Origin of the sequence: Trichocoleus sp. Lan (assembly GCF_039961855.1) — a bacterium.
Lineage (GTDB): Bacteria > Cyanobacteriota > Cyanobacteriia > Cyanobacteriales > FACHB-T130 > FACHB-T130.
Genome location: NZ_JAMPKA010000003.1, coordinates 253,855 through 279,725 on the forward strand (window position 1 = coordinate 253,855; position 25,871 = coordinate 279,725).

Annotated in this window: 23 protein-coding genes and 1 pseudogene; 11 read left to right on the forward strand and 13 right to left on the reverse strand. The window is 46.3% G+C overall.

Going from position 1 to position 25,871, the window contains the following annotated elements; all coding sequences use genetic code 11:
• The first annotated feature begins 47 nt into the window (after window positions 1-47).
• The 4 genes and pseudogenes from NDA03_RS04120 to NDA03_RS04135 form a co-directional block, all read left to right on the forward strand.
• The gene (locus NDA03_RS04120; protein ID WP_190667104.1) at window positions 48-2,021 is read left to right on the forward strand and encodes a glycoside hydrolase family 2 TIM barrel-domain containing protein; all 1,974 of its coding nucleotides are present in this window, start codon (window positions 48-50) and stop codon (window positions 2,019-2,021) included.
• A complete protein-coding gene (gene galT / locus NDA03_RS04125) occupies window positions 1,933-3,033 on the forward strand; it encodes a galactose-1-phosphate uridylyltransferase (protein WP_348237364.1) in 1,101 nt (366 codons plus the stop codon). The genes NDA03_RS04120 and galT overlap by 89 nt, the downstream gene beginning before the upstream one ends.
• A gap of 114 nt (window positions 3,034-3,147) precedes the next feature.
• On the forward strand, window positions 3,148-4,242 hold the full coding sequence (locus tag NDA03_RS04130; protein ID WP_348237365.1) for a M24 family metallopeptidase: 1,095 nt from the start codon (window positions 3,148-3,150) through the stop codon (window positions 4,240-4,242).
• A gap of 159 nt (window positions 4,243-4,401) precedes the next feature.
• Window positions 4,402-4,719 (forward strand): annotated as a pseudogene (locus tag NDA03_RS04135) (DUF6745 domain-containing protein); the annotation flags it as partial.
• Window positions 4,720-4,771: 52 nt separating this feature from the next.
• On the opposite strand, the gene NDA03_RS04140 reads toward NDA03_RS04135, so the two are convergent.
• From NDA03_RS04140 to NDA03_RS04170, 7 genes are all read right to left on the reverse strand, one after another.
• Entirely contained in the window at window positions 4,772-5,143 is a 372-nt protein-coding gene (locus tag NDA03_RS04140; RefSeq protein WP_190410076.1) for a signal peptidase I, read from the reverse strand.
• 202 nt (window positions 5,144-5,345) lie between these two features.
• Window positions 5,346-7,454: a M3 family metallopeptidase gene (locus NDA03_RS04145; protein WP_348237366.1), complete on the reverse strand. Its 2,109-nt coding sequence runs from the start codon at window positions 7,452-7,454 to the stop codon at window positions 5,346-5,348.
• Between the two features lie 107 nt (window positions 7,455-7,561).
• The gene (locus NDA03_RS04150) at window positions 7,562-8,581 is read right to left on the reverse strand and encodes an aldo/keto reductase (RefSeq protein ID WP_348237367.1); all 1,020 of its coding nucleotides are present in this window, start codon (window positions 8,579-8,581) and stop codon (window positions 7,562-7,564) included.
• Between the two features lie 440 nt (window positions 8,582-9,021).
• Complete coding sequence (locus tag NDA03_RS04155) at window positions 9,022-11,007, reverse strand: leucine-rich repeat domain-containing protein (protein WP_348237368.1); 1,986 nt, start codon at window positions 11,005-11,007, stop codon at window positions 9,022-9,024.
• A 59-nt stretch (window positions 11,008-11,066) separates the two neighbouring features.
• A complete protein-coding gene (gene petJ / locus NDA03_RS04160; RefSeq protein ID WP_348237369.1) occupies window positions 11,067-11,402 on the reverse strand; it encodes a cytochrome c6 PetJ in 336 nt (111 codons plus the stop codon).
• Window positions 11,403-11,455: 53 nt separating this feature from the next.
• Window positions 11,456-11,725, reverse strand: a complete 270-nt coding sequence (locus NDA03_RS04165; protein WP_348237370.1) for a hypothetical protein — start codon at window positions 11,723-11,725, stop codon at window positions 11,456-11,458.
• A 114-nt stretch (window positions 11,726-11,839) separates the two neighbouring features.
• Window positions 11,840-12,079 (reverse strand): hypothetical protein, encoded by a 240-nt coding sequence (locus NDA03_RS04170; RefSeq protein ID WP_348237371.1) that lies wholly within the window; start codon window positions 12,077-12,079, stop codon window positions 11,840-11,842.
• 109 nt (window positions 12,080-12,188) lie between these two features.
• Between NDA03_RS04170 and NDA03_RS04175 the strand changes: the two genes are divergently transcribed.
• Window positions 12,189-13,640, forward strand: a complete 1,452-nt coding sequence (locus tag NDA03_RS04175) for an alpha/beta fold hydrolase (RefSeq protein ID WP_348237372.1) — start codon at window positions 12,189-12,191, stop codon at window positions 13,638-13,640.
• A gap of 165 nt (window positions 13,641-13,805) precedes the next feature.
• Window positions 13,806-14,615, forward strand: coding sequence for a histidine kinase (locus tag NDA03_RS04180; protein ID WP_348237374.1), 810 nt, complete (start codon window positions 13,806-13,808; stop codon window positions 14,613-14,615).
• Window positions 14,616-14,769: 154 nt separating this feature from the next.
• On the opposite strand, the gene NDA03_RS04185 is transcribed toward NDA03_RS04180, so the two are convergent.
• From NDA03_RS04185 to NDA03_RS04200, 4 genes are all read right to left on the reverse strand, one after another.
• Window positions 14,770-14,961, reverse strand: coding sequence for a YqaE/Pmp3 family membrane protein (locus NDA03_RS04185; RefSeq protein WP_190410085.1), 192 nt, complete (start codon window positions 14,959-14,961; stop codon window positions 14,770-14,772).
• 213 nt (window positions 14,962-15,174) lie between these two features.
• The gene (locus tag NDA03_RS04190; protein ID WP_190439040.1) at window positions 15,175-15,567 is read right to left on the reverse strand and encodes a phage holin family protein; all 393 of its coding nucleotides are present in this window, start codon (window positions 15,565-15,567) and stop codon (window positions 15,175-15,177) included.
• 386 nt (window positions 15,568-15,953) lie between these two features.
• On the reverse strand, window positions 15,954-16,232 hold the full coding sequence (locus tag NDA03_RS04195; protein WP_190429277.1) for a hypothetical protein: 279 nt from the start codon (window positions 16,230-16,232) through the stop codon (window positions 15,954-15,956).
• A gap of 15 nt (window positions 16,233-16,247) precedes the next feature.
• The gene (locus tag NDA03_RS04200; protein ID WP_190985741.1) at window positions 16,248-16,730 is read right to left on the reverse strand and encodes a VOC family protein; all 483 of its coding nucleotides are present in this window, start codon (window positions 16,728-16,730) and stop codon (window positions 16,248-16,250) included.
• A gap of 80 nt (window positions 16,731-16,810) precedes the next feature.
• Between NDA03_RS04200 and NDA03_RS04205 the strand changes: the two genes are divergently transcribed.
• Together NDA03_RS04205 and NDA03_RS04210 are read left to right on the forward strand one after the other, a co-directional pair.
• On the forward strand, window positions 16,811-17,299 hold the full coding sequence (locus NDA03_RS04205; protein WP_190985740.1) for a DUF4385 domain-containing protein: 489 nt from the start codon (window positions 16,811-16,813) through the stop codon (window positions 17,297-17,299).
• Window positions 17,300-17,450: 151 nt separating this feature from the next.
• Entirely contained in the window at window positions 17,451-18,350 is a 900-nt protein-coding gene (locus NDA03_RS04210) for a hypothetical protein (RefSeq protein WP_190985739.1), read from the forward strand.
• Between the two features lie 185 nt (window positions 18,351-18,535).
• Here NDA03_RS04210 and NDA03_RS04215 read toward each other — a convergent pair whose 3' ends face one another.
• The gene (locus NDA03_RS04215) at window positions 18,536-19,564 is read right to left on the reverse strand and encodes a hypothetical protein (RefSeq protein ID WP_190439030.1); all 1,029 of its coding nucleotides are present in this window, start codon (window positions 19,562-19,564) and stop codon (window positions 18,536-18,538) included.
• Window positions 19,565-19,858: 294 nt separating this feature from the next.
• Here NDA03_RS04215 and NDA03_RS04220 point away from each other — a divergent pair, with 294 nt between their 5' ends.
• Window positions 19,859-20,845 (forward strand): hypothetical protein, encoded by a 987-nt coding sequence (locus NDA03_RS04220; RefSeq protein ID WP_348237376.1) that lies wholly within the window; start codon window positions 19,859-19,861, stop codon window positions 20,843-20,845.
• Between the two features lie 280 nt (window positions 20,846-21,125).
• Window positions 21,126-21,728 carry a hypothetical protein gene (locus NDA03_RS04225; RefSeq protein WP_190429271.1) on the forward strand — a complete coding sequence of 201 codons (603 nt, stop codon included), beginning with the start codon at window positions 21,126-21,128 and terminating at the stop codon, window positions 21,726-21,728.
• Window positions 21,729-21,928: 200 nt separating this feature from the next.
• Here NDA03_RS04225 and add read toward each other — a convergent pair whose 3' ends face one another.
• Window positions 21,929-22,942 (reverse strand): adenosine deaminase, encoded by a 1,014-nt coding sequence (gene add / locus NDA03_RS04230; RefSeq protein ID WP_348237377.1) that lies wholly within the window; start codon window positions 22,940-22,942, stop codon window positions 21,929-21,931.
• Window positions 22,943-23,411: 469 nt separating this feature from the next.
• On the opposite strand from add, the gene NDA03_RS04235 reads away from it, so the two are divergent.
• Window positions 23,412-25,667 (forward strand): Tex family protein, encoded by a 2,256-nt coding sequence (locus tag NDA03_RS04235; protein WP_348237378.1) that lies wholly within the window; start codon window positions 23,412-23,414, stop codon window positions 25,665-25,667.
• The last annotated feature ends 204 nt before the right edge of the window (window positions 25,668-25,871 follow it).

Below are 25,871 nucleotides of genomic sequence, written 5' to 3' on the forward strand. Positions count from 1 at the left end.
AGATATTTATGGGTACTCTAGAAATATAACCTTGGATAGATGACTATATGCACTCTTTGGGGAAATGGCTGGAGAATTGTTATATCGCGTCTGGCGGCGCTACTCAGTCTAATTTTGACCAGTTCGACAGAGCATATCCGCGTCCGCAGTTACAGCGATCGCATTGGATTTGTCTCAACGGTCCGTGGAAGTTTACTTATGACGATGAGGGGAAAATAACTCGACCCTCAGATGTTTCCGGGTGGACGCATACAATTGAAGTTCCCTTCGCGCCAGAATCCTCAAAAAGTGGCATTGGCGACACAGGGTTTCACCCGAACTGCTGGTATGAGCGGGAATTTAACATTGTTAAGGGTGCAGGTCGGGTGCTGCTTCACTTCGGGGCGGTAGATTATCGCGCCCGCGTGTGGATCAACGGTCAATTTATGGCTGACCATGAAGGCGGACATACTCCCTTCAGCATCGATATTACGCCAGTATTTAATGAGGACGGACCGCAGCGGGTAACAGTGTGGGCGCAAGACGACCCCCAAGACTTGGCAAAACCTCGTGGTAAGCAAGATTGGCAACTGGAACCGCACAGTATTTGGTACCCGCGCACCACTGGGATTTGGCAGACCGTTTGGGCGGAGATCGTTCCTTCTACTTATATTGAGCGCATCCGCTGGACGCCGCACTTTGAGCGTTGGGAAATTGGCTTTGAAGCTTTTGTTGCAGGTGACCAGTGCGATGGCATCGAGGTAAAGGTAAAACTAACCGTTGGCTGCCAGTTGCTAGTCAACGATACCTATGAAGTAATTCACGGAGAGATTCACCGACGGATTGCCCTTTCTGACCCTGGTATTGACGACTACCGCAACGAATTGCTTTGGAGTCCAGAAAAGCCAACTCTGATCGATGTTGAAGTGCAGTTGTGGTCTAATGGCGAGTTGCTGGATGAAATCAAGTCTTATACCGCAATGCGGACGGTGGGAATCCAGCGCGATCGCTTTATGCTCAATGGTCGTCCCTACTATCTGCGACTGGTTCTAGACCAAGGCTATTGGCCTGAAACTCTGATGACCGCACCTTCCGATGAAGCGTTGCGGCAAGATGTTGAGCTAGTCAAAGCAATGGGATTCAACGGGGTTCGCAAGCACCAGAAGATTGAAGACCCCCGCTTCTTGTATTGGGCAGATGTGCTAGGACTGATGGTTTGGGAAGAAATGCCCAGCGCCTATCGCTTCTCTCCTAAAGCGGTGGAACGGATTACCAAGGAGTGGACTGAGGTCATTGAACGCGATGCCAGCCATCCTTGCATTGTGGTCTGGGTGCCCTTCAACGAATCTTGGGGCGTTCCCGACTTGACGGCGACAGCAGCCCACCAGCACTGCGTCCAAGCACTGTATCATTTGACCAAGACTCTCGATCCAACTCGTCCAGTCATCGGTAACGACGGTTGGGAAAGTGCGGCGACCGATATTTTGGCTATCCACGACTACGATAATAAGCCGACTCGGATGGCAAAACGCTACGGTCCAGAAGTGAAGCTATCAGACCTTTTCGATCGCCAACGTCCGGGTGGGCGGGTTCTGACGCTGGATGGCTATCCTCATCAAGGACAGCCGATTATGCTGACTGAGTTTGGCGGTATTGCTTATGCGGGTCGGGAAGATAAAAAAGCTTGGGGATATGTGCGTTCCCATGATGTCTCCGAACTGCAAATCCGGTATACGGCGCTACTAGATGTGGTAAACCGAGTCGAGTTATTTAGCGGTTTTTGTTACACCCAGTTGACCGATACCTACCAAGAAGCAAACGGACTGCTATATGCTGACCGGACTCCGAAATTTCCCATCGAAGCGATCGCATATGCAACTCTAGGCAGGGGTGAGGAAGACGAAGAGGACGTTATGCTCACAACAGTTAAAGCTGCATTGGGGCAAGAAAACAATGTATTCCCAGGAGCTGTTGAAGCCGGATGGTCGCAAGCTGATTCTATACAGCAGATTCCCCATTGCGGAGGAAATTACAGCCACTAGCCCTAGTAATGAGCCAGTGCAGGCGAATCCTCACCTGCGCTGGCATCCGTTGCGGGGCGAATGGATTGCTTATGCAAGTCACCGTCAGGGGCGGACTTTTATGCCGCCCCCAGAATACAACCCGTTAGCACCTACCAAAGATCCTCAGTTTCCGACGGAACTCCCGCAGGGGAAATATGATATGGCGGTGTTCGACAACCGCTTTCCCTCAATGGCTTTGGGGGCGCACAATCCACCCGCTAGCATTGTGCAGACTCTCCCAGCAAACGGCGCGTGCGAAGTGGTCGTATTTACGCAAGATCCGCAAGCTTCCCTCAGTTCTTTAGAACTGGATCAATTAGAGTTATTGTTGCAAGTTTGGGGCGATCGCACTCGCGCTTTAGGCGAAACGCCGCAGATTCAGTATGTACTGCCCTTTGAGAACAAAGGGGTCGAGATGGGGGTAACTTTACAGCATCCCCACGGGCAAATTTACGCTTATCCCTTTGTTCCACCCGTCCCAGCGCGGATGTTAGAGAGGCAACAAGCGTATTATCAGGAGCATCAGCAGGGTTTGCTGCAAGATTTGATCCAAAAAGAGATTTTGGATAATCAGCGAATTATTTATCTGGATGAGGAAGCGATCGCCTTTGTCCCCGCTTTCGCCCGTTACCCTTACGAAGTCTGGATTGCCCCGATTCAGCCCGTCCCTACATTTGTGGAGCTGACAGATGGGCAGCGTCAAGGACTCGCCAAAGCCTTAAAAACGGTTACTCTCAAGTATGACGGCTTGTGGAATCGTCCTTTCCCTTACTTGATGGCGTGGTTCCAAGCGCCCACCGATGGAAATCCGCATCCAGAAGCACACCTGCACGCAGAGTTGTATCCTCCCTATCGGACTCAGGATCGGCTTAAGTACCTGGCGGGAACCGAACTAGCCGCAGGTATGTTTGCCAATGATGCGCTTCCAGAGGAGAAGGTGAAGGAGTTGCAAGCTGTCGTCATCACACTTGAGAATCCTGTGCGGTTGTGAATCAAAACTTAACCCCCGAATCCCTTCGTTTGCAGGGAAGGGGCAAGAACTTCAGTTTCCTCCCCGTTTCCGGGAGGGGCTGGGGGAGGAATTTCCTGCTGTAAGAGGTGAGTTATGAATCAAGTTAGTGAAGAAGTCTCTCAGAAACTAGAGTTAATCCGAAACGCCTTAACGGAAGCTGACGCGCAGGGGTTGCGATTGCGCGGCACCGATTGGTTCGCCTGGGCGACTGCTGGCGGTTCCAGCACCGTACTGCTGACGGCTGAAACTGGAATCGCAGAAGTGCTGGTGACTGCTGAGGATGCCTGGATATTAACCGATGAAATCGAAGCGCAGCGGTTAAAAGATGAGGAAATTCCCGGAAATTTCCAGCATTATGCGAATCCTTGGGCTGATGCTGCGGCGCGTGAATCTTTTGTGCAACAGGCGACCAATGGGGGGAAAATTTTAAGCGATCGCCCGATTCCTCATGTCGAGAAACGATTACCCGCGTCTCTACAACAGCATAAACGAACCCTGATGTCGAGCGAGCTGGAGCGATATCGCCAGTTAGGGCGTCAGGCAAGCGAGGCGATGACAGAGGTACTCAAAGCCGCCAAGCCGGATTGGACAGAATATCAGCTTGCCGGTGCGGGTGCGGAGGCATTATGGGCGCGGGGGATACATCCAGCGCTGACGCTGGTAGCAGGCGAGAGACGTTTGCCCCTATACCGTCATGCTACCGCCACAGGTGAAGAGATTGGACGGCAAGCGATGCTGGTATTTTGCGCCAGAAGACATGGTTTGTATGCGAATCTGACCCGATTTGTATCATTCGGTTCGTCGGATGAAAGCGCCAAATTGCATGGTGATGTGCGTCAAATTGAAGCGGAAGCTTTGAATTTTTTAAAGCCTGGAATCGCTCTGAATGCAGTTTATGACACTTTAGCTGATGTTTATCAAAAGCACGGATATCCTAATGCCATCCGAGAACATCATCAAGGTGGAACGACTGGATATTTGGCGCGAGAAGTTGTAGCGAATCCGACGACTAATGACACGTTGGAAGAAAATATGGCTATCGCCTGGAATCCCAGTGTACGGGGTGCAAAGATTGAGGATACTTTTGTACTTCTCAAAGATGGATTGGAAAATTTGACTTTCGATCCAAATTTTCCCAGTGTCGAAGTAGCCGGAAGATTGCGCCCTGTGCCCTTGAAGGTTGGGTAATGAGAATGCCTTGACGAATGGAATTCGCGGCTATACAGACGAAACCTGCCTACGCAGGTTTTAAGATGTCAAATTTTCCGTTAGTCCGCGCAGGCGGACTTTGTTTGTCTAGCTGCGATTTCTAATCGCCATAGTTATGAACTGCGTAATAAAATACTTGAAAAATCTGGGAAGCTGCATCCGAATCAGTGGGAAGCAAAATGGATAATAGATGAAGATAACGCCGAACTGCGGCGAGTGCTAATTCAAGGAATTGGCTACGAAAGAATCGCCCAGGAATTAGGGGCAATTGCGTTAGATTCTTATCAAAAATACAGTTTATTAAAAATTGATACCGATATTGATATAGAGCCGATATCTTTGTTGAAGATGACTTGCCCAAGCACCGGATTTATTCATGTGTTGCGCGTACCACCTGAGATGATATCGGCGCGGGAAGCGATCGCTTGGGTGAATTGGGGAATTAATCCAGAATAATTTTCTGTGCAAACATGAATTTTTTTGATGATTAACGCGATATTGAAAGCAATTAACTAACTGCTACACTATCTCCCAACTTCGAGGGCCAGCGGACAGTCAGAATGGTACAATCTGACTCAGCAGACCAAGAATGGGGCACGCCTGGAGACCAGAGAACGTAGTCGCCTTCACGAGATAATAAGACTTCTTGCTCTGGAAATTTAACGTGAAATCGTCCTTTAATCAGGATAGAAAGTGTCGTTGCTTCCTCATTCATTGCCCATTCGGATCTACCGTCTCCTGCTGGGTGAATCCCCCATTTCACTTCTAGGCTGGAAGTCGATCGAATGTCATCGATTGGGTTTATAAAATGACCGAGAAACCAACCAGAACGATTTGCACCTTCACTATGAGCATTCCCAACAACAACATTAGACGGCATTTGCGAATCCTTGCTTATATGCAAGTATTAATTTTATAAAACTCAGCAAAATTATCAAGTCGGATGACTAAGTGTTAACGCACAAGTGTTAAGGCACAAGTGTGAACGCACAAAGATTGTGCAAAATATTAGGGATTGTAGAGACGCAAAATTCTACGTCTCTACAGGATGGGATTTCTCTCTACTCCCGGCGAGATGTTCCTTAACGGGACGCCACGGCTAAGCCGCTATGGCGCAGTAAAGGCTCGGTACTCGGTTCCCGTCCCCGGAAGGACTTGAACACTTCCATTGGGTGCAAGCTACCACCCAGCGCCAACACGGTGTCGCGGAAGCGCTTACCTGTAGAAGCTACAGCCGTCTCATCTTCTAAGCCAGCGTCTTCAAAAGCTGCAAAGGCATCAGCACTGAGAACTTCAGCCCACTTGTAGCTGTAATAACCCGCCGCATAGCCGCCAGCAAAGATATGTCCGAACCCGCATAAAAAGGAGTCTTCTGGCAGAGGGGACAAAATTGTTGTGGTTTGGGCAATGCGGTTTCGCACATCAGCCACCGTTTCCTTCCCACCCGGTTGATAGCGATGGTGCAGTTCGATATCCACTAAGCTAAAGTGCAATTGCCGCAGCGTGCCAGTACCGCTCATGTAGTTGCGTGCTGCCAAAAGCTTTTGGTAATAATGCTCTGGTAAGGTTTCCCCGGTTTCGTAGTGCTTCGCCATTCCCATCAAAGTGGGTCGGTCATAGCACCAGTTTTCCATGAACTGGCTGGGTAATTCTACCGCATCCCATTCCACATTGTTGATGCCTGCCGCCCCAGGATAATCCACCTTGGTCAGCATATGCTGCAAGCCGTGACCGAATTCGTGGAATAAGGTTTCTACCTCGCCAAAGGTCATCAGGCTGGGTTTGCCATCGACTGGGGGGGTTTGGTTGCAGACCAAATAGGCGACAGGTAAGCGTGTAGTGGGCGTGCCAGCTTCGATAATTTTGGCACGGACTAGGCACTCGTCCATCCAGGCACCGCCGCGCTTTTCGGCGGGACGGCTGAAAGGATCTAAATAGAAGTATGCGATCGCATTGCCTGTTTCATCGGCAATCTGGAAGTAACGCACATCCTCATTCCACACTGGGGCTTGACCATCAGCCGCCGTGACGGTAATTCCAAATAACCGTTTTACGAGACTGAATAGCCCATCTAGCACTTGTGGTAAGGGGAAGTAAGGGCGTAACTCTTCTGCGCTGAAGGCGAACTTTTCTTCCCGCTGGCGTTCCGACCAAAAGCTGATATCCCAGTGCTTCAAGTCGCTGCTTTCTGCGGCTCCTTTACTTGCAGCATACGCTTTTAATTCTTCTAATTCCTTCTTAGCCGCATCATAACTAGCGCCGCGCAGTTCATCTAGCAGCGCCTCAACTGCTTCAACGCTGGGAGCCATTTTTCGGGCTAAGCTTAACTCGGCAAAACTGTCAAAACCGAGTAGCTTTGCCTTTTCTTGGCGCAGTTGCAATATGCGTTCGATGAGTGGGGTGTTATCTAACTCGCCACTCGATGCACGGCTGATATAGGCTTTATAAAGCTTTTCGCGCAAGTCCCGACGGGTGCTGTGCTGCAAGAAAGGGCCAAAGCTGGGAAAATCCAGGGTGATGCGCCAAGGGCCATTTTCAGGGGTGGCGTTTTCTTCGCCAGCAGCACGGGCAGTTTGAGCGCCTAGACTCACTAAACTGGGCGGTAAGCCGTCAACTTCGTCTTTGTTGGTGAGTGTCAAGCTAAACGCTTTGGTGGCGTCGAGGACGTGGTTAGAGAACTTGGTGGAAAGTTCTGCTAATTCGAGTTGAATAGCGTTGAAGCGATCGCGCTTTTCTCCTTCCAACCCAACGCCGGAAAGTTCGGCATCTTTAATCGCTGATTCGACAATCCGCTTTTGGGCTGGTTCCAGGCTATCCCAAGCGTTGCTACTTTGCAGTGCCTTGAATGCTTCATACAGCGGCTTACTTTGGTTCAGCTGGTTGGAAAACTGCACCACTTTTGGCTGAACGGTTTCGTGAGCTTCGCGGATTTCGGGGCTATTCTTCACAGCCATCAAATGACCGACAATGCCCCAACTCCAGGTTAAGCGTTCAACCAGTTGTTGGAGTGGATCGACTAAACCGCTCCAAGTCGGTTCTACCTGAGTTTCTAGGGTGGCAAGTTCCTGTTCTAGTTCAGCCAGTAGCTGCGTCATCGCCGGAACGACGTGTTCCGGCTTGATGGCATCAAACGGGGGCAGCCCTTTGCCGATGAGTAACGGGTTATCAGTAATAATGGCGTTTGCACTCATAGGTGATTTGTTTGTAAACGTGTTTGGGCTGAATCGTCCTTGTTATCCGATCTTAAGAAAAAAATCAGCTACCCTTACAGGGTGGTTAACCGTAGCGAAGTTGCTGCTTATCGTCGGTACTCGTCGCCGCAGTCACCGATGACCTGGTATAGATCGCGCGATTGTTGAGCGATCGCATTCGTTCGCCTATCATCCTCTGCATCCAGTATCAAATCAAACACCCTGGCATTGTCTTCAATATGTTCCGACACCCCTAACCGTGCGCCGACGATTGCACCGGCGACTGCTGGCTGCTCTAGAATATAACGCACCGCCACATTCGAGATATTTACCCCGTGCTTCTGAGCAATCTCTTGGAGGACAGAAAGTAACTCTTGAAATAAACTCCAGCCACCCCATGCATCCACCATATTCTTGTATTTTCGCAAGCTAGCCGTCTTCAGTTCTCCTGCTCGCGGTTCTGGTTGTCCCAGGTACTTTTCTGACAGCAAGCCGCCGCAGAGTGTCCCGTAAGCAAAAAGCTGGATATTATTCTCTTGACAAAATTGCACCATGTTCACTAAAGGGCGCTGGTCAATTAGAGAAAATTGCACCTGATTGGACACAATTTTGATACCTGCTTCGGTAATAATTTTCAGACGTTCTGTATCAAAATTTGTCAAAGCTAGATGCTTGATTTTTCCCTCCTCTTGGAGTTCCGTCATATACTTGAGCGCATCCAAGTAGTTTTTATCACGGTAATCCCACCAATGAAACTGCATCAAGCCTAAGGAATGAACTCCCATTCTTTTTAGGGAAATATTAATGTTATCTTCTACCAACTTGCGCGTCATTTTAGTAGGTCTTGGTACCCATTTTGTGAAAGCTTGCAAGTTAGACAGCGACTCTTCACCACGACTTGCGACCAATTGCCGCCGGAACTCTCCAATAAAGTCCTCAGCGGGGCCATAATGGTCTGCTAAATCCCAAGTCGTGAAGCCTGCATCCATGTAATCAAACATATTTTGGATTGCGGCTTTTGAGTCAATTCTTCCATGTGCGCCTGACACTTGCCACATTCCATTCAGTACGCGGCAGATATTCAAATCTGGGGTAAATTGTAATCTACTTGATTCTGGTAAATTCATGTTGACGCTTTGTTATGTATAGATAAAATTATTGCCTATAGTGCCAGAAGTTGGATGCGATACACAAACTTAACCTCTCCCCAAACCCCTCTCCTACGAGGAGAGGGTCTTTCCCTCTTCCCTAGTCTACGGTGTATACACATCTTTCATTAATTGGCAAAACGTTAATTGATCCCCCTAAATCCCCCTTAAAAAGGGGGACTTTGACTTGATTGCCCCCCTTTTTAAGGGGGGTTGGGGGGATCAAAACGGGACTTGCAAGTTCAAGAAGACTTATGTATACACGGTAGTTTCCCTAGTAGGTAAAGGGCTAGGGGTTAGGTCTGTATTTTATTTAAGTAAGTAGCGCTAAAAATCAACCTTTTCAAAATTAAACCCCAAAGAAACGCAAGATAATTTATTAGTGTTTATCTGTGGTTAATTACTCTAAAACTTACTATTCAGGTTTGCACGGAAAATTCTTCTGGATCGATGTCCCAATTGATCCAGCGAATCGCTGCACGAGCCGATGTAATATCTGGTGGAACTCGCATAGCATGAATAAACCTTGTGCTAGGACAGGTCATTTTTAGCAAGTGAATTGGCTCTTTTTGAGGAGCATCATCATCAAGATCATCAGGCTGGAAACCATCAATATCAGCATCAAGTTTTAGCAAGGTGTATTCTTGCCAGGAATCTAATTCAGTTGCTTGTAATTCTTGACAGATTCGTGCATAGCCAATCCCCTGAATTAATACTCGCCTCAGTTCGGCGTTGTCTTCTTCTAAAATCCATTGCGCCTGCCATTGATGGGGATGCAATTTGCCATATTTTTCAGGCAACTTTACACCGTGATAATAATATCCCGTATGCCATCCATCGGCAAACTGAATCGCAGGTTCACCTTCGGCGTGCAGGCGGTTTTGGCTGTCGAGGGATAGTTTAGTAGGGCGATCGCATACTACACAAACCTTCTCAAACGGGAAAATCAAACCACAATTCTCGAAAAGCTGGTTCAGACAGTCAAATGCTTCCCGTGTCTTTTGGTCAAGAGTGACACCTAACGAAGAAACATAAAATTCAGTTGCGTAGATTTGCTTAAAAATCTCTGTGGGGGTTACTGGATAAATATCCTCTGCATCAAAAGAGCTGGAATCAGCTCCGATGAGTTCTGGAGAGTTATGAATTAGTTTACGCAACTCCCACCATACTTCTTCGTCGCCTGCTGTCGGCTCTAGTGCTATCTTGTATAACGCTATTTCATTCCGGATATGATTCCACAGAGATAGGCACGAAAGTCTTTCCAAAAACCAACCGAGCTGGTTTGATAGTGACTCTCCCAACATATTCAGGGATTTCCACATCTCAAATGTTTGTTCTTCTGGTGTATTGTCTAGTTTGAGCAAGTTGAATAGTTGAGTACACCCCGCGTGTGGGCTAGGGGAAAAAAGAACTTCTGGTTCTTCTTTGTCAATCGTTGCGTAGACAGATTCAATAGCTTTTTTGGCTTTTTGAAAATCAATGGGCTTCGTTAAGAGAGTGCGCCGCTTCTGTAGAAGCCATGAAAAGCAACTGAGATGAAAAATTGGATTAGCTTGGAGATCCACGTGGGTGAGGCTGATTAACTCAGGAAGTGGACTCAAGTCGGTAACTTGATTGTGATTTAGATACAGATGGGTGAGGTTAGTTAATCTAGAAAGCCCACTTAAGTCGCTAATTTGATTGCAACTGAGATACAGATGGGTGAGGTTGGTTAACCCAGAAAGCGGACTCAAATCGGTAATTTGATTGTTATTTAGAAACAGGTGGGTGAGGTTGGTTAACCCAGAAAGCGGACTCAAATCGGTAATTTGATTGTTATTTAGAAACAGGTGGGTGAGGTTAGTCAACCCAGAAAGTAGACTTAAATCGGTAATTTTATTGCTACTGAGATACAGATGGGTGAGGTTAGTCAACCCAGAAAGTAGACTTAAATCGGTAATTTTATTGCTATTGAGATACAGTTGGGTGAGGTTAGTCAACCCAGAAAGTGGACTTAAATCGGTAATTTTATTGCTGCGACTGATATTGAGATACAGTTGGGTGAGGTTAGTCAACCCAGAAAGTGGACTTAAATCGGTAATTTTATTGTTACCGAGATACAGATGGGTGAGATTGGTTAACCCAGAAAGCGGACTCAAGTCGGTAATCCAATTGTTATTTAGATACAGTTGGGTGAGGTTGGTTAACCCAGAAAGCGGATTCAAGTCGATAATTCTATTACTGCTGAGATCCAGCTCAGTGCAGTATGAAAGTATCAGATCCGCTTCATAGCAGTCCCAAGTGTCAGCTTCCTCTAACAGCACCTCAACTGTGTGTCTTGCTGCTTCTGAGATGCTATTTTTGTGCAAACACCAGTCAGCAAAGCTGTTAAAAGTTGTGGTCTTTATTTGCTGTAGTTCAGACATTTATCACCTCTCGACTGAGATTTGTGTTTCTTAGTTATGTGTCAGCAACCAGCAACTTATTAAAAACGCCAGTCTTTCTCAGCTTGTTCTAACACGTAAGCAGAAACATCTTGGATTTCTTGCCCCGTTAAGCGGTCTTTGTAGGCGGACATATTGTTTTTGCCGTTGGCGACGATGGATGCGATCGCATCCACGTTATCCATGCCATTTCGTTTTAATGCCTTGAGTTTCAGATTCTTCCCGCGCCTGATGATATTGCCGCCATTGAGATGACAACCTGCACATTGGACGCTAAAGATTTTGGCACCGTTAGCAGTATCTGCGGCTAAAGCTGGAATGCGAAAGGCAATTAGCACGGTGAAAGTAAGAAGTAAGACGGTTAGTAGCTTCCTCAAGGAACTTTTCCTCGGTTTTTATTAAATTAATAACCAGTGGCACATCCGCTATTTTATGAATCGCTGTCCTCTCCCTCAATTTCTTCGCCCTCTTCTGTCGCTTCCTGAAGAAATAAGCGTGCCAATCTGTTATAGGTGCCAGGGCCAACAAATTGAGGATAAGTATGAGAACGGCTGTACACCCATACCAGTTCTTTGCCATCAAAAATGCGGATATCTTGAAACAGACCTTTGCATTTCGGTTGCAGCGACTTAGCTGTATTTAATGCGTCCGTCCATCTTTCAAACTCTTGGGAAAATTCACGGGTGATAACTTTAAACATAAGCTTGGGCTTCTTTCTTGACTTCCTAATTTGAAGCTGAAGCGGTGGGTGGGAATGGGGGAAATGATTCGGAAAAGCAAGCGACCAAAAGCACCGAGGTCAAAGTGCTTCATGTCAAAGTGCCTCAAAGGAAGCCGTGAATCCTTCAAGACTTAAACACTCGTCTTGGAAAGATTCGGCGTCTCCGACCTCTTCAACCTTGTATTCCATGAAGCGCTGACCGTCTGGCGTTTTTTTGGAAGAGATACAAGTGCTGTGATACTTGTCTGCGATCGCTTTACAGGTAGTCCCATTCTGTTTCCACGCATCGCCCGAACAGTGAATCGTTACCAGCCACATAACTTCAGTCTCCATTGATAGTGGGGAGGTTGCGATCGCGAAAACTCTGAGTTTCTCTGACGCAATCTGATGCATCATATCAAGGGTTATCACCCTAAGCCTAACTCCGGAGTTAAGGATTGATATGACTCGCAAGCGCTTATTTTCGCTAATTGTGGCGCTGTTGCTGATTGCACTTTCCTGGTGGGGGGTGGCGGCGGCGCGGACTGGATTGGTGACGCGAACATTCTCAGATAAAGGGTTGCCGATGCTGTACGTCGCACCACAGGGTTCTGAGAAAATACCCGGTGTCCTGGTGGCGCACGGCTATGCAGGTTCTAAGCAGTTAATGCTGGGCTACGCGCACGTTTTGGCGCACGCGGGGTATGCCGTGATGTTGTGGGATTTCGGCGGACATGGCGCGAATCCAGCACCCCTAGAGCGCGATTCACTTCAGCAAGACCTGAATGTGGCTTATGCAGCCCTGTTGGAGCAACCAGAGGTCGATCCCAGCCGCTTGGCGCTGCTGGGGCACTCAATGGGTAGCGGTGCGGTGATGTCGGCGGGTATCCGCAATCCCGACCGCTTTGCGGCAACGGTTGCCGTCTCGCCAACGGGTGCGGGAGTGACGCCTTCTATCCCGCGCAATCTTCAGCTACAAGCCGGGAGTTGGGAAGGTGGATTTGTGACGAATGCCCAGCGGTTGCTGGCGGCGGCAGGAGGAGAAAACGATAACTTTGCTGGGGGAAGGGCGCGATCGCTCGTTATCATCCCGAACGCCGAACACATCACCATTCTCCTCCGCAATATCAGCCACCAAGCTGCCCGAACGTGGCTCGATGCTACCTTCAGAATTCAGAGTAGCAGTAACTATATTGACCGTCGGATGGCTTGGTATGCATTGCATCTGGTGGCATGGCTGTTGTTCCTTTTCGCCGTTGCCCCTGCTGTTGCTGACCCGGCGACTACACCCAAGGCAAAGGTGCATCCGCTACAAAGCTTGCTAGGTTCGTTCTTAGCTCCATTCCTTGCCAGCGCTTCACTCCTATTGCTGAGCCGTATGGGGGAAATTGACAGCTTGGGTGGCGTCCTCGTCGGCGGTGCAATCGGAATTTGGTTCTTTGTGGCAGGCATCGTCTGGCTGGGGATTCTCTTGCGCCTACAACGTCCTACACTCAGGGCGCTGGGGATAGGCTTGGGGCTGTTTGTACTGCTTTGGGTGGGTTTTGGGGCAATGGCACAGTCGGTGTGGCTGCAATGGTGGCTAATTCCAGCACGTCTGAAGCTTTGGCCTTTGCTGTCGTTGGCTTGCCTTCCTTGGTTTCTAGCGTCGGGAGTGGCGCAACAGGATGCTGGGGTACTCTCGCGGGTAGCGTGGTGGTTGTGGCAAAGCGTGCTGCTAGTAGGCGGCTTTATTTTGGCGGTGTACTTGGTTCCGCAACTTGGTTTTATCTACCTGTTGCTGCCGCTATTTCCGCTAGCGATGGGTATTTTCTCCTTTGCTGGCAGCCAACTTAATAATGTGTGGAGTTATGCACTGGGGAGTGCGTTGTTTTTCGGTTGGGCGATCGTTGCTGCTTTCCCGCTCGCAAGTTAGCGAATACAGAATTAGAAGTTTTCTACCTAAAGGAAGTACCGATTTTTAAGCGATCGCGCCAAGATAGAAGAAGCGAATTATAACCTCTTTTTTTTGCTGGAAAGCTTGTACAAGTAGTTTAATTAAAGCTTCATCTAAATCAACTACTACAAACCGAGGAAGAAAATGCCTAATAATAAAATCAAAGAACAAATTACAACCGATCTCCATCAAGCTAAAGAAACAGGACAGCTCAGAGCAGAGCGGATTCGGGAAATTGTTCAATCTGCTGTATCTCAGGTGGGTTCGGAGTTTAAGGAAGGTTCCACCGAACTTCGCTCAATTGTTAAAGATGCGGTTTCTGTGGTTCTGGAAAACTTGCAAGATAAAGGTGGCGAACTCAAAGAAGAAGTCACGGCTACGATTGAGGGAGCGGTTGAAGGTTTTAGCCATCTAAGACATCGAAATATTGCGAAAACGCAAGCAGAGGTTAAACAGCTACAAGCTCAACTGGACAACGAAGAAAATGAACTCCAGCAAGAAATTGATAAGCTGCTAGTAGACATCGAAGAATCTGGTAAAGATACCTCGCCTTCTACCAAAACTGCCCTGGAGTCTGCGATTAATAATCTCAAAAACAGCGATGAGGTCGCATCGCTGAAAGAGCGTTATGCTCAACTGCAAGCTCAATTAGCGATTCTCCGAGCGAATTTAGCTGCACGTTACGGGGGACGCGCCGAGGACGTGAAAGGGTACCTGGACGAAGCGAAGCACTGGTACGACCGTTCGCGCCCTCAAGCTGAAATAATGGTTCAGCAGGTAGAACAAAAGCGATCGCAGGTTGAAGAAAAACTGGGTGATGCTGGGGTAGCGATCGCTAAGAAAGAACGTCAGGTACGTCAAATCTTGAGTGAGTTGTTACGAACAGCAGCAGATGCAATTCGCGAAAAGGAACATGTCAGTAAATCAGGGACTCCTAAAGATTCTCACCATTAATTAAAACAGAACCAGCTAAGACTTAGCTGGTTCTGTTTTTTAAACTCAATTTTTAAACTTGCAGTAGGGTTTTAACACGCAACCAGCACTCGAGAAAGACTTCTACTCCCACTACTAGCGCTACAAGGGATAGAAGCGTCTAACTAACCTTGGTTTAGTATACGTTTTCTCCTCCAGCCATTCTTTCTTCGTGCTTCACGATTACCCAAACTGCATGAATACTACCGGGAAGCCAACCCAGAACCGTAAGCAAAATGTTGATGAATAAAGTTGGGCCAACACCAACTGTCAGAAAAATGCCTAAAGGAGGCACGAGAAGACCAGCCAGAATCCGGAGTAATTTCATGAGACTACTTCAACTTTCTTATTTAAACTCTTATTAGTCTTATTCTCCTAAATCAAGTAATTGAAGACCTCCCCCTAACGAATTATCTTCGTTTTGATAGATGGTATACAAAACTGCATTCATCTTTCTAGCTTGCAAACTAAAAAAGGAGGAACAGCATCTAGCTTTCCTCCTTTTTTTAATCTCTATCAATTTTACTTCTCTGGATAGAGATTAACCTTGAGTTTTCAAGTCACTACTGCTGCCGGTTAGTACACCCGCGTTTCTCTCAGCAAAATATTTGCTGATGAAAGTATTCGCAAAAGATAGAACGACGGGTGCCAACAGAAAAGCTAAAATCCCATGCATACTAAATCCGGGAACCAAAATTGAAGCCACCCAGAAACATATCCCGTTAACGACGAGCGAAAATGTTCCTAAGCTGACGAAGTTAAGCGGCATAGATAGGAGAGATAGAGTCGGCTTAACTCCAGCATTGACCAAGCCAATCGCTACAGCAGCAATTAAGGCAGCAGGAAATGTAGCAATATTAACACCTGGAACAAGTAAATCAACAATTAGTAGGCTAAGAGCCGTAGCTACCCAGGTAAAAAGCGTTCCCATCATGGTTTTTTTCCTTAAATTGACACAATAGAAAATTTTAAAGTCCTGATACTATGCTCAGCGATCGCCTAGCCTTCAACCTCCCTACGAAGGTAGATTTTTCTAGAAGCGATCGCCTGTTGCCTTGGTGTTTTAGTGTCTTGGTCGTTGATTACACACAAGATGTAGATAAGGTAGTTCCTCTCGCCAGGAGAAGGCAGTAAATCTCAATACAATCAGGACAACTTAAGCTAAGTGAAATTAGTGATGTATAGGATGGGTGAGCGATAGCGAAATCTATGCAGGGGTTGGCTTTCCCAAGCCAAATACCACTTGCGTGCGGGGGGTTCCCCCGCACGCAAGTGGCTCTCCAACCTACGAACATCTTCAATTTAATTGCATCCGCTTACTTATTGTTGAGGTGCAGTTATGCTGACGTTATTCGTTGAGCTATCCAATACTATCCAGCCAGATTTCCCGTCTAAATTCTCTGCACTATTTGCCACTTTAAAATAGAGCTTCTCGCCGCCACGAGTTTCAACAGCAAAATCGGCTTTTTCCGCATAAACCACTTTAAATCCTCGGTCTCTCAGACAATACATCGCCCAAGCTTTCAGCGTGTGCTTGTGTGGTTCATATTGAATCGGAGGCTTGTTTAACGCCTCTTCCATCACCTTAATTAGCTGCACTGGTTGCACGCTCCACTAGATACTTTCCTTTTTAGTTTCTGCTGGATCGCAGCGAATTTCAATCAGGAATCCATCCGGGTCGTAAAAGTAAATGCCTCGTCCGGTGGGACGGCTGACAGGGCCATGATCGATGGGCACTTGATTTTGTTTTAGCACCTCGACCGCCCGCTCGAACAACTGCGGGTCGATGTCAAAGGCGAGGTGATTGGCGCGGGTAAAAGCGCGATGCGGGTCATTGTCTGGGGGTGGCAAATCCGGCTCCCAAAACAAGTCGAGGACGGTACCATCGGGGGTGACGAAATTGGTAACTTTGCCTGATGCTACAAGCGATCGCAATGTGGTCGGCACTTCTTCACCCGTCAGTTCGTACAAACCCAGGATACCCCCGTAGAAGTGCCGGGAAGCTTGCAGATCGTGGACGTTCAAGGCAATGTGGTGGACTCGCCGCAGATCCCCTGTGGAAAGGGCAGTGTTGACGGATTGGGGGCTAGATAGCATGACAGAAAAGACTCCTTTCGTTACTTTCGATAGAAGCAAGACTTTTTTCTTTAAGTCTATTATTCAAAATAAAAATTATCATGCCCTTTGATTACACTTTAGATTTTAAGGCAATCGATTTTCGCTCTTCTCCCGAACTTTATCGCGTGGGTAAGGGCGAGCAGGGGGTGCTTTTGGTAGAACCCTACAAATCAGAAATTCTTCCCTACTGGCGCTTTAAAACTCCAGAGATTGCCAGAGAATCGAGCGAAAAAATTTACCAGATGTTTCTGGATTACCTAGAACAAGATGATTTTGTTGGCGCGGATATGGCACGGAAGTTTTTACAAATGGGTTATACGCGATCGCGCAGATATGCCAATCATAAAAGCGGCAGAAAATTTAAGTCAAATCCTCAAAAAGAAACTTCTAAAGAAGCCCTGCTTCAAGCAAGGAAAGATATTTTACCCAATGAAGTAGATCCGGTGAAAGCTGAATCAGCCGCAATCTTTAAAGAGAAATGGATGCAAGCAAAGATAAATGAGATATATTTACAGCTTTTAGCAAACCATAAACAGATGTACGAGTAAGGATGAAAGAGAATAATCTTAGCAAATAGAATTCGCAGCTTCGCCAGCCTTCCTATGTCAGTTCAAATACTGACACATAATCAACTCAGAGTTTTCGGAAACGCTTTCTACATTGGTGTTGTATACAATTAGTTTACCGAGAACAATCAAAATGAGTAATAGCCGGAAATCAATTTTATTTTTTAGCTTATTTCTCACCCTTTTGGGAACAATCACCTCTGGGAAACACGTCCTTGCGATCGCCCAATCTTCAGAATCAACCCAGCGACTAACTGTATCACAGACATCACCCTCCAAATTGGCACAGCTTTCTTCTACATGTACCTATGACGATAGAAAAACCGTAGAAACTGTGAAAGACAAAAAGGGTAAAGTGACACTGGTTGGTGAAACTTATGTCATCGTAACTGAAGGACAGAATGGTATAAGATATGCAACTTGTAATCTTCCTGATAGTTTCAAGGCAGAAGGAAAAGCAATTACATTCAGTGGTGAAGTAAAAGAAATCTATCCTAATGAACGTTGGGCAGCTACACCGTTAAAAATTACAGCGATCGCATCCAGCACTTCAACCCCAACCCCAACCCCAGTTCAGTCTATTCAAAGCCTATCGAATGGTAATTACACATTTTGTAGCAAACCTCCCTCAGGCACTGGGAACCAGCAGGGTGTAGATTTAGGTCATTGTTATGTATTTAGTAAAAAAGGAAATCGCCTAGTCGGAGACCTTTACGATACCAAAACTTTGGGCGAAGTAACCGCTTGTGTTAGCGGTGTAGTTAATAAGAGAACTGTTAGCGGCGAAGCGATAGAAATTGTCGGAGATATTGGTCGGCAAAATATACCGCCAAACTCATCAGGCACCCGGTTAGTTAATTGGGACAATCAGGGTTACTTGAAAGTTGCGAGAGCTACTGTAATTGACAGGCTGAATAGCCCTGGCAGGAACAATGTCAGAAAAGTTCGCTATCGTTCTGCTTTGCTTAACTTAAATGGTTTTTATCGCCACAATCAACTGAAACAAGCACCTACAAACTGTTTAAAACGCTAAGAAAGGCAACCGCTAAAAGTAAGCGATCGCATTCTCAATAACAGTAGGTTAAACCCAACAACAAAGAAACCCAACCAATGCTTAATCGAGTTGGGTTTCTTTGCCGCATTCCAACTTAAATTTTGATTGATAGTAAAATTTTACTACCAATATTTATATCAAAAATCCTCAAATTGATAAATTTATTAATTCAACTTGTCTCCAGTTGAATGAGTATACTTCTGATATCCATTGTTTGTTGGATAATTATTTGTTGGATACAAAGCATTGGATTTGAATAATTGTCCCGATTGGATAATCGCAATAGCGATGGGTTCTAAAGCTTTTGTCCAGCTGTCTCTGATTCGCTGCTGCTCTTCCGGAGTGGGGTTGGTGCTTAACCGTTGAATTTCAGCCAGGACAATTGCTGGTAGTTGCTCGTAGAAACTCATTGCTAGTTCACTACCTACCTGATTCAACAACAGTTGCACTAAAGCAGAGCTGTTCATTACATCATTCGCAACACTACCCGTTGCACCAGTGGCAGTTGCACTAGCGGCAGTTGCACTAGCGGCAGGGGGCGGATTTAATTGGGGGATAGCATCAACGGGAGATACAGGGGTTTTAACTGGCTCAGCAGGACTTTGAAGCGTGTCCCTGGCATCTTCAATCGGAGGTTGAACAATCGCAGCGGGACTTTGAAGTGTGTCCCTGGCATCTTCAATCGGAGGTTGAACAATCGCAGCAGGACTTTGAAGCGTGTCGCTGCCATATTCAATAGGAATAGTAGGTTGAACAGCCACAGGACCTTTATGCGTATCCCAAGGGTCTTCAATCGTAGGGTGGACACCCGTAGCAGCGCCTTTAAGGCTGTCGATTGCACCTTCAATCGTAGGGTGAACACCCGCAGCAGCACCTTTTATTACTAAATCCGCAGCACCTTCAACAATCGCTTTAATACCCTCACCTACACTTTTACCAGTAAACGCCGCAGCAGCTGCACTGACTACAGCACCAAAGGTTGCTCCAGCTAAAGCAGCATTCGCGACACGCCTGCGGGTGCCTGTTGGCTGAACACCAGACTCTTCTGTAGCCGCGTCAGTCTCTTCGTTGGCTGCATCTGACGCAGCATCACCGCCATCTCCGCTAGTGTCTGCTGGAGGAACGCTGGACTGTGCCGGAATCCGGTCAGTATTTTCGTCATGCCGATCAAAAGGCTGATTGCTCTGTGTCATAATGCCCCGTCTCCTGCCTACCAAAACGGCTTAACGATCTGAAGTCACTGCTACTGCTAATTTAGCGATCGCACGTATAGACTTACACCGACCTCAAGGGAGACATCCTTAAATACCCAGCAAGGTATAGCCATATACGATGATTGGGATTCCATATCTACAACTACAGATGCAATAGGTGTTGAGTCATGTCTGCCTTTAGCTCAGTTAAATCCTTCTTGAGGCTCGTTAGAGTTGCAATAGATAACGAGCTACAGCAAAACGATATTTAGATGCTTGGGGGCAAAAGAGACAATGATGACTAATAATACGCCAAATTTCGAGAGACGTGACGAAAATGCTGGCTCTAGCGAGACAGCTCAACCTTATATTCGTACAGAAAGCACAACTCAACCTAGTGGAATAGCAAGAGCAGAAAACAGCCCTACGATTACATCTCAATCTGTTGCTCGGCAACAACCCACCGACATCAATGCTCGGCAACAACCCACCGACATCAATGCTCGGCAACAATCCGGCAGTATGAATGCTGGACAACAATCTAGCAGCATGAATCCAGCCTTATCTAGAGCGCTGATGGGAGGACTCATCGGTGCTACCTTAGGGACACTAGCCGGTCTGGTAGCTGGTAGGAGAACATCTGAGGGTGTGAAACACGCTGCCAAAGGTGTTGGCGATGCGACAAAGACTATTGCTGGCGGTGTTAACCAGACTGCAAAAGGTGTTGGCGAAGCAGCAAAGACTGTAGCTGGCGGTGTTGGTCAGACAGCCAAAGGTGTTGGCGAAGCGGTTAAGAGTGTAGCTGAAGGCGTTAACTACGCTGTAGTAGGCACATTACAAGATACCGCTGAAGGTGTTAGCCAGGCTGTAGTAGGTACATTGGACGCAGTAAAGGGTACAGCTTCAAATGCTAAGCAAGTTGTAGCAGGTGCCGCAGACCAGCTACAGGATAAAACTGAGGATGCCAAGCAATCTGCAATCAGTGGATTGGACGCAGTTCAGGATGCCGCTGAGGATATCAAGCCATCTTACGAGCAGAACGTCAAGGTAGCTAAAGAGCATCCGGTGATCAGTACGCCGCAGGTCACGACAACTGCGAACATCGGCATGGAAAGGGACATGGATATGCAGACAGCATATATTTCCGGCCCAGATGAGGAAGATGTGGTTAATCGAAATAGGTTTTCAGAGACTGAAACCTCACTAGATCCTAATGCAACCTATCTCCAAGAAGGGGAAGGTTCTGGTTTCCAACGTTATGAAGATACTGCTGACATTTAGAAGCAAGTCTTGATGACTGCGAATGATTGATAGAAGGGTTAGGAGTTAGGAGTTAAGAGTTGGAAATTGATAACTCATAATTCATGACTCCTAACCTTTATCAATTGTCCCTGAAAAACAACCCTTGCAAATTAGAATAAAATTGTAATTAGTTGGGTTTGAACTAAGCGTTAGCGAAGGATATTTCCGCATTTGCTTAGGTTAAGGGAATATCGCTTTTTGCCTATTTAAGCAAGCGGCTATCATCAGTATCTATTTAAGTAGAAAGGAGACGATTTTTATGATTGATAATGACAAAGTTTTGGGTGAAGATGAAATATTTGTTGAGCAAATTCCACACGAATATGATACTCCTCCGGCAGACACAGGCATGAATAATGCCTTGACTAAAATAGCGATTGGAGCATTCATTGGTGCTACGGTGGGTGCGATAGCTGGGGCTATGGCGAATAAGGGTGCTGTTGATCGGGTAAACCAGACTGTAAGAAATGCAGGAAATGCAGTCAAAAATGCCGCTGACGGTGTTAACCAAACTGTAAGAAGCGTAGGTGATGGTGTAAAAAACGTAGCTGTCAGCGTTAACGACACAGTAATCGATGTAGGGGACAAAGTTAAGGGCGTCACCCAGGATGTTAATTACACCGTAAAAGATACCCTTAGCACAGTTAAGGGTACAGCGGAGAATGTTAACGAAACTGTGAAAGGTACAGTGGATGTACTCAAGGATGCAGCGGATAATGTTAACGAGAATGTCAGAGGTGCGGGAGAAGCATTGAAAGGTGCATCTGAGGATGCCACTCCATCTGAACCTCAGATTGTCAAGGGGCCTGATAAGCAGGTAAAGTACATTTTAGTGCCAGTAGAAACTGAAGGGAATGTTTGATAAACCAAAGTTCGAGGAAGGGGAAGTTTAGGAACAAATACTTGAAGTGTTGCTTTTGCAACTGGACAAACTTTTGTTGCCAGAACAAATTTTAATTAGAAGCGCTCGCTCTCTGAAAAAAAGAAGCGAGCGCTTCTTTTTTTCTAATAAAAAGGGTAGATTGAGGCTTGACTTTTATTAATTGTAGAAATTTTAAGAGATTAGGAATTGATTAAAGGCAGTGCCGTTTCAATTTTTCCAAATAGCTCCATTTTTTCTGTGTCATCACACCAGGAAGATTTGATGGCATTTTTAATCAAATTTACAATATCATCCAAAGAAAATCCTAATTTTTCAACCAACATTCTATACTCGTAACCTAAAGTCGAATTGAACATTTTTGGATCGTCAGTATTAACCGTTATAAGCAATCCTTCCTTGTATAATTTTTTAATCGGGTGGAGTTCAATGTCAGCAACGACTCCTGTTCTCAGATTAGAGATAGGACACATCTCTATTGGGATTTGCTCTGATTTCAAAAAGGATACTAATTCTGGATCGTCTATCGCACGTACACCATGCCCAATACGATCCACTTTTAAGCTGCGAATGGCTCCCCAGATACTCTCAGAACCTGCTGCTTCACCCGCGTGGGCAGAAGTTTTAAATCCCAAGTTTCTCGCTTCCTCGTAAACCGCTTCGTAGGGTTTGGGAGGAAATGTTTGTTCCGAGCCACCGATGCCAATTCCCAAGACTCCAAGATTTTTTACCTCGTGAATCTGTTTTACCCAAGTCATTCCCTGTTCCGGTCCGAAATCTCGAATCAGGTCGGCTACTAAATTCACTGTAATTTTATCGGCATGAACATCCAAACCTTTGCGAATTGCTTCTGTGAGTTTCTGGGGTTCCAGTCCATGCCGAATAAAATCACCTGGAGAATAAAAAGCTTCCACATAAATAATATTTTGAGAAGCTAAATCCTCAGCAATTTTACTGGCAATCAATGTAAAATCTTCGTATTCTCGTAAAAAGTTGTTCTTCCAAACCCAGGTGTCAATAAAATGTTGAAAATCTTTGTATTGAAATTTTTGCTCCATCTGGGAGAATGAACCAACGGAAGAAACGGCATTATACTTTTCTATAAGTTGCCAAAGGGCTGTGAGGGGAATTGCTCCCTCCAGATGAAGATGAAGTTCAACTTTGGGTAATTGGTGCAGAGTATCATTTAGCAACATATTCTTAAAATGAAAAGTAATTTTTATCAGCGTCAGATGACGCAATTTTATCGCTCAAAAATCGCCAACTCTATTTATTAGAGTTACTTTGCCTAAAGGTTATTATCTTCCTCCAAGTGGTTCACCCGATTGGGTGACAGTATGGACAGATAGCTCCCAGGTGAGAATATAGCGGGCAAGCTAGTTGAGTCCAATACAAACCTAACCCCCAGCCCTTCCCTAGTGGGAAAGGGGAGTAAGACTTAAATCAAAGCCTCTCTCCTGCTAGGACAGAGGTTTGGAGAGAGGTCAAAAATGTACTGCATCCAACTGAGAACAGCTATATCCCATTGATGTTCCTTGGCAGTAAGGGTGCCTTTACACACAATTAGCTTTCTGTCAATGTGGAAGCGATAAAAATAATTCGTGGATGGGTGTTTTAGGATGATCATCACAGAAGTGTCTGATTCGTAACTGCTGAACACATCCGATGCTGAACATTCCTCAACTACTGGCACAAGAGCTTTCTCTCAAACCTTCTCAGGTGCAAAGTGCGCTGGAACTTTTCGCCGAGGGGTCAACGATTCCCTTTATTGCTCGTTATCGGAAAGAGCGTACTGGCACAATGGACGAAATCCAGCTTCGCAACCTGTCGGAGCGATTTACCTACCTGACGGAGCTGGAAGAGCGCAAGGCGGCGATTCTGGAAGCGATCGCATCCCAAGGTAAACTGACCGATGAGCTGAAAGCTAAAATCGAATCCTCTGTGCAAAAAACCGAACTAGAGGATCTTTACCTACCCTACAAAACGAAGCGACGGACACGCGCCACCATCGCTAGGGAAAAAGGACTGGAACCCCTGGCAGAGTTCATCAAGTCGCTGAACAATCGCACTGCTCAGCCTGCATCCTTGGAGGCTGAGGCAACAAAGTATATTTCTGAAGAAAAGGGAGTGAAGACGGTGGAGGAAGCGCTTAAAGGTGCTTGTGACATTCTGGCGGAGGCGGTGTCTGAAAAAGCTGAGGTGCGATCGCATCTACGCGACTATTTGATGAACGAAGGGGTATTCGTCTCGCGCATCAAAAACGATCATCCCGAAGGTTCCACCAAATTTGAGATGTACCGAAATTTCCAGGCTTCGGTAAAAAATATTGCGCCGCACAACTTGCTGGCACTGCTGCGAGGCGAGACGGAGGAAGTATTGAACTTAGAACTTTCCTTCGATGAAGAAGTTGTCCTGTCGTATTTGGAGTCGCAGGAAATCCAAACGAAAGTCCCTGCGGTGAGAGACTTTTATCGGGGAATGCTCAAAGATGCCTTCAACCGTTTGATGAAAGCTTCCCTGATTAGCGAAGTGCGTGCTGATAGAAAAGCTTATGCAGATGTCGAGTCGATTAAGACATTTGAAAGTAATTTGCGGGAGTTGCTGCTGTCGAGTCCAGCGGGATTGAAGCCGACGCTGGCAATCGATCCGGGATTTCGGACTGGCTGCAAAGTTGCCGTTCTTGATGAGACGGGGCAATTTTTAGAATACCAGGCTGTCTTTCCCCATCAAGCAGCCGAGCAGCGATTGAAGGCTGCCAGCACTCTCAAGAAATTGATTGAAAAGTACAATATTCAACTGATAGCCATCGGTAATGGCACTGCCGGACGAGAGACGGATGAGTTCGTTGCAGAAATTCTCAAGACGATGGATCGCAAACCGATTAAAGTCATGGTGAATGAGTCGGGAGCATCGATTTATTCTGCGAGTGATGTCGCGATCGCAGAATTTCCCGATCTTGATATTACGGTTCGCGGTGCTATCAGCATCGGTCGTCGCTTGCAAGATCCCTTAGCCGAACTCGTCAAGATTGACCCCAAATCGATTGGCGTCGGACAGTACCAACACGATGTCGATCAAAAATTACTGAAAACGAAGCTAGATGATACGGTAGAAAGTTGCGTGAACTATGTCGGTGTGGATTTGAACACTGCCTCAAAAGAACTTTTGACCTTTGTTTCCGGGATGACACCAACGGTTGCCAAAAATATCATCACCTATCGCAACAAGCAGGGTGCATTCAAAAACCGCCGGGAATTGATGAAAGTGCCAAAATTAGGGCCAAAAGCCTTTGAACAGGCGGCTGGTTTCTTGCGGATTCGCGCTGGCGAAAATCCTTTGGATAATACAGCCGTGCATCCTGAGAGTTATGGGGTTGTACAAGCGATCGCTAAAGATTTAAATGTACCGTTGGAGCAAATTACACAAGTTGCAGAAAAACTTAAGTCAACCAACTTGAAGAAATACGTCACTGATACCGTCGGCGAACCGACGCTGCGCGATATTATCAGCGAACTAGAAAAGCCGGGAAGAGATCCCCGCGCCGAGTTTAAATATGCCACTTTTAAAGAAGGAGTCAAAGAAATAAGGGATCTCCAAATTGGCATGGAACTGGAAGGGATTGTGACGAATGTTGCTAACTTTGGCGCGTTTGTCGATATTGGCGTTCACCAAGATGGTTTGGTGCATATTTCGCAACTCTCTGACCGATTTGTAGACGATCCAAAACAAATTGTCAAAGTCGGACAAGTTGTGAAAGTGCGAGTTCTAGAAGTCAACGAGCAGTTGAAACGCATTAGTTTGTCAATGAAATCAGCAGGTGAAGCGAGTGGCGGAATTAGTGTGAAAAAAACAAGCGATCGCATGCAACAAAAATCACCAACACTAAACGACTTAAAAACTAAGTTTGGTAGAAAATCGTAAGCTTGCAACTTCCTAGCTCGATCCCCCCAACCCCCCTTAAAAAGGGGGGCTAAAATTCTTAAGACTTTGGCAATATTGGGTAAGCTCTAAATAAAAAAATACTTTTTTATTTACAGATTCTGATTTTTATCAAGTTTTTTTAGTTTAGAAATGAAAAATATTGGTTTTAGCTTCCCTTAAAAAGGGGGGTTGGGGTGCTCAAAT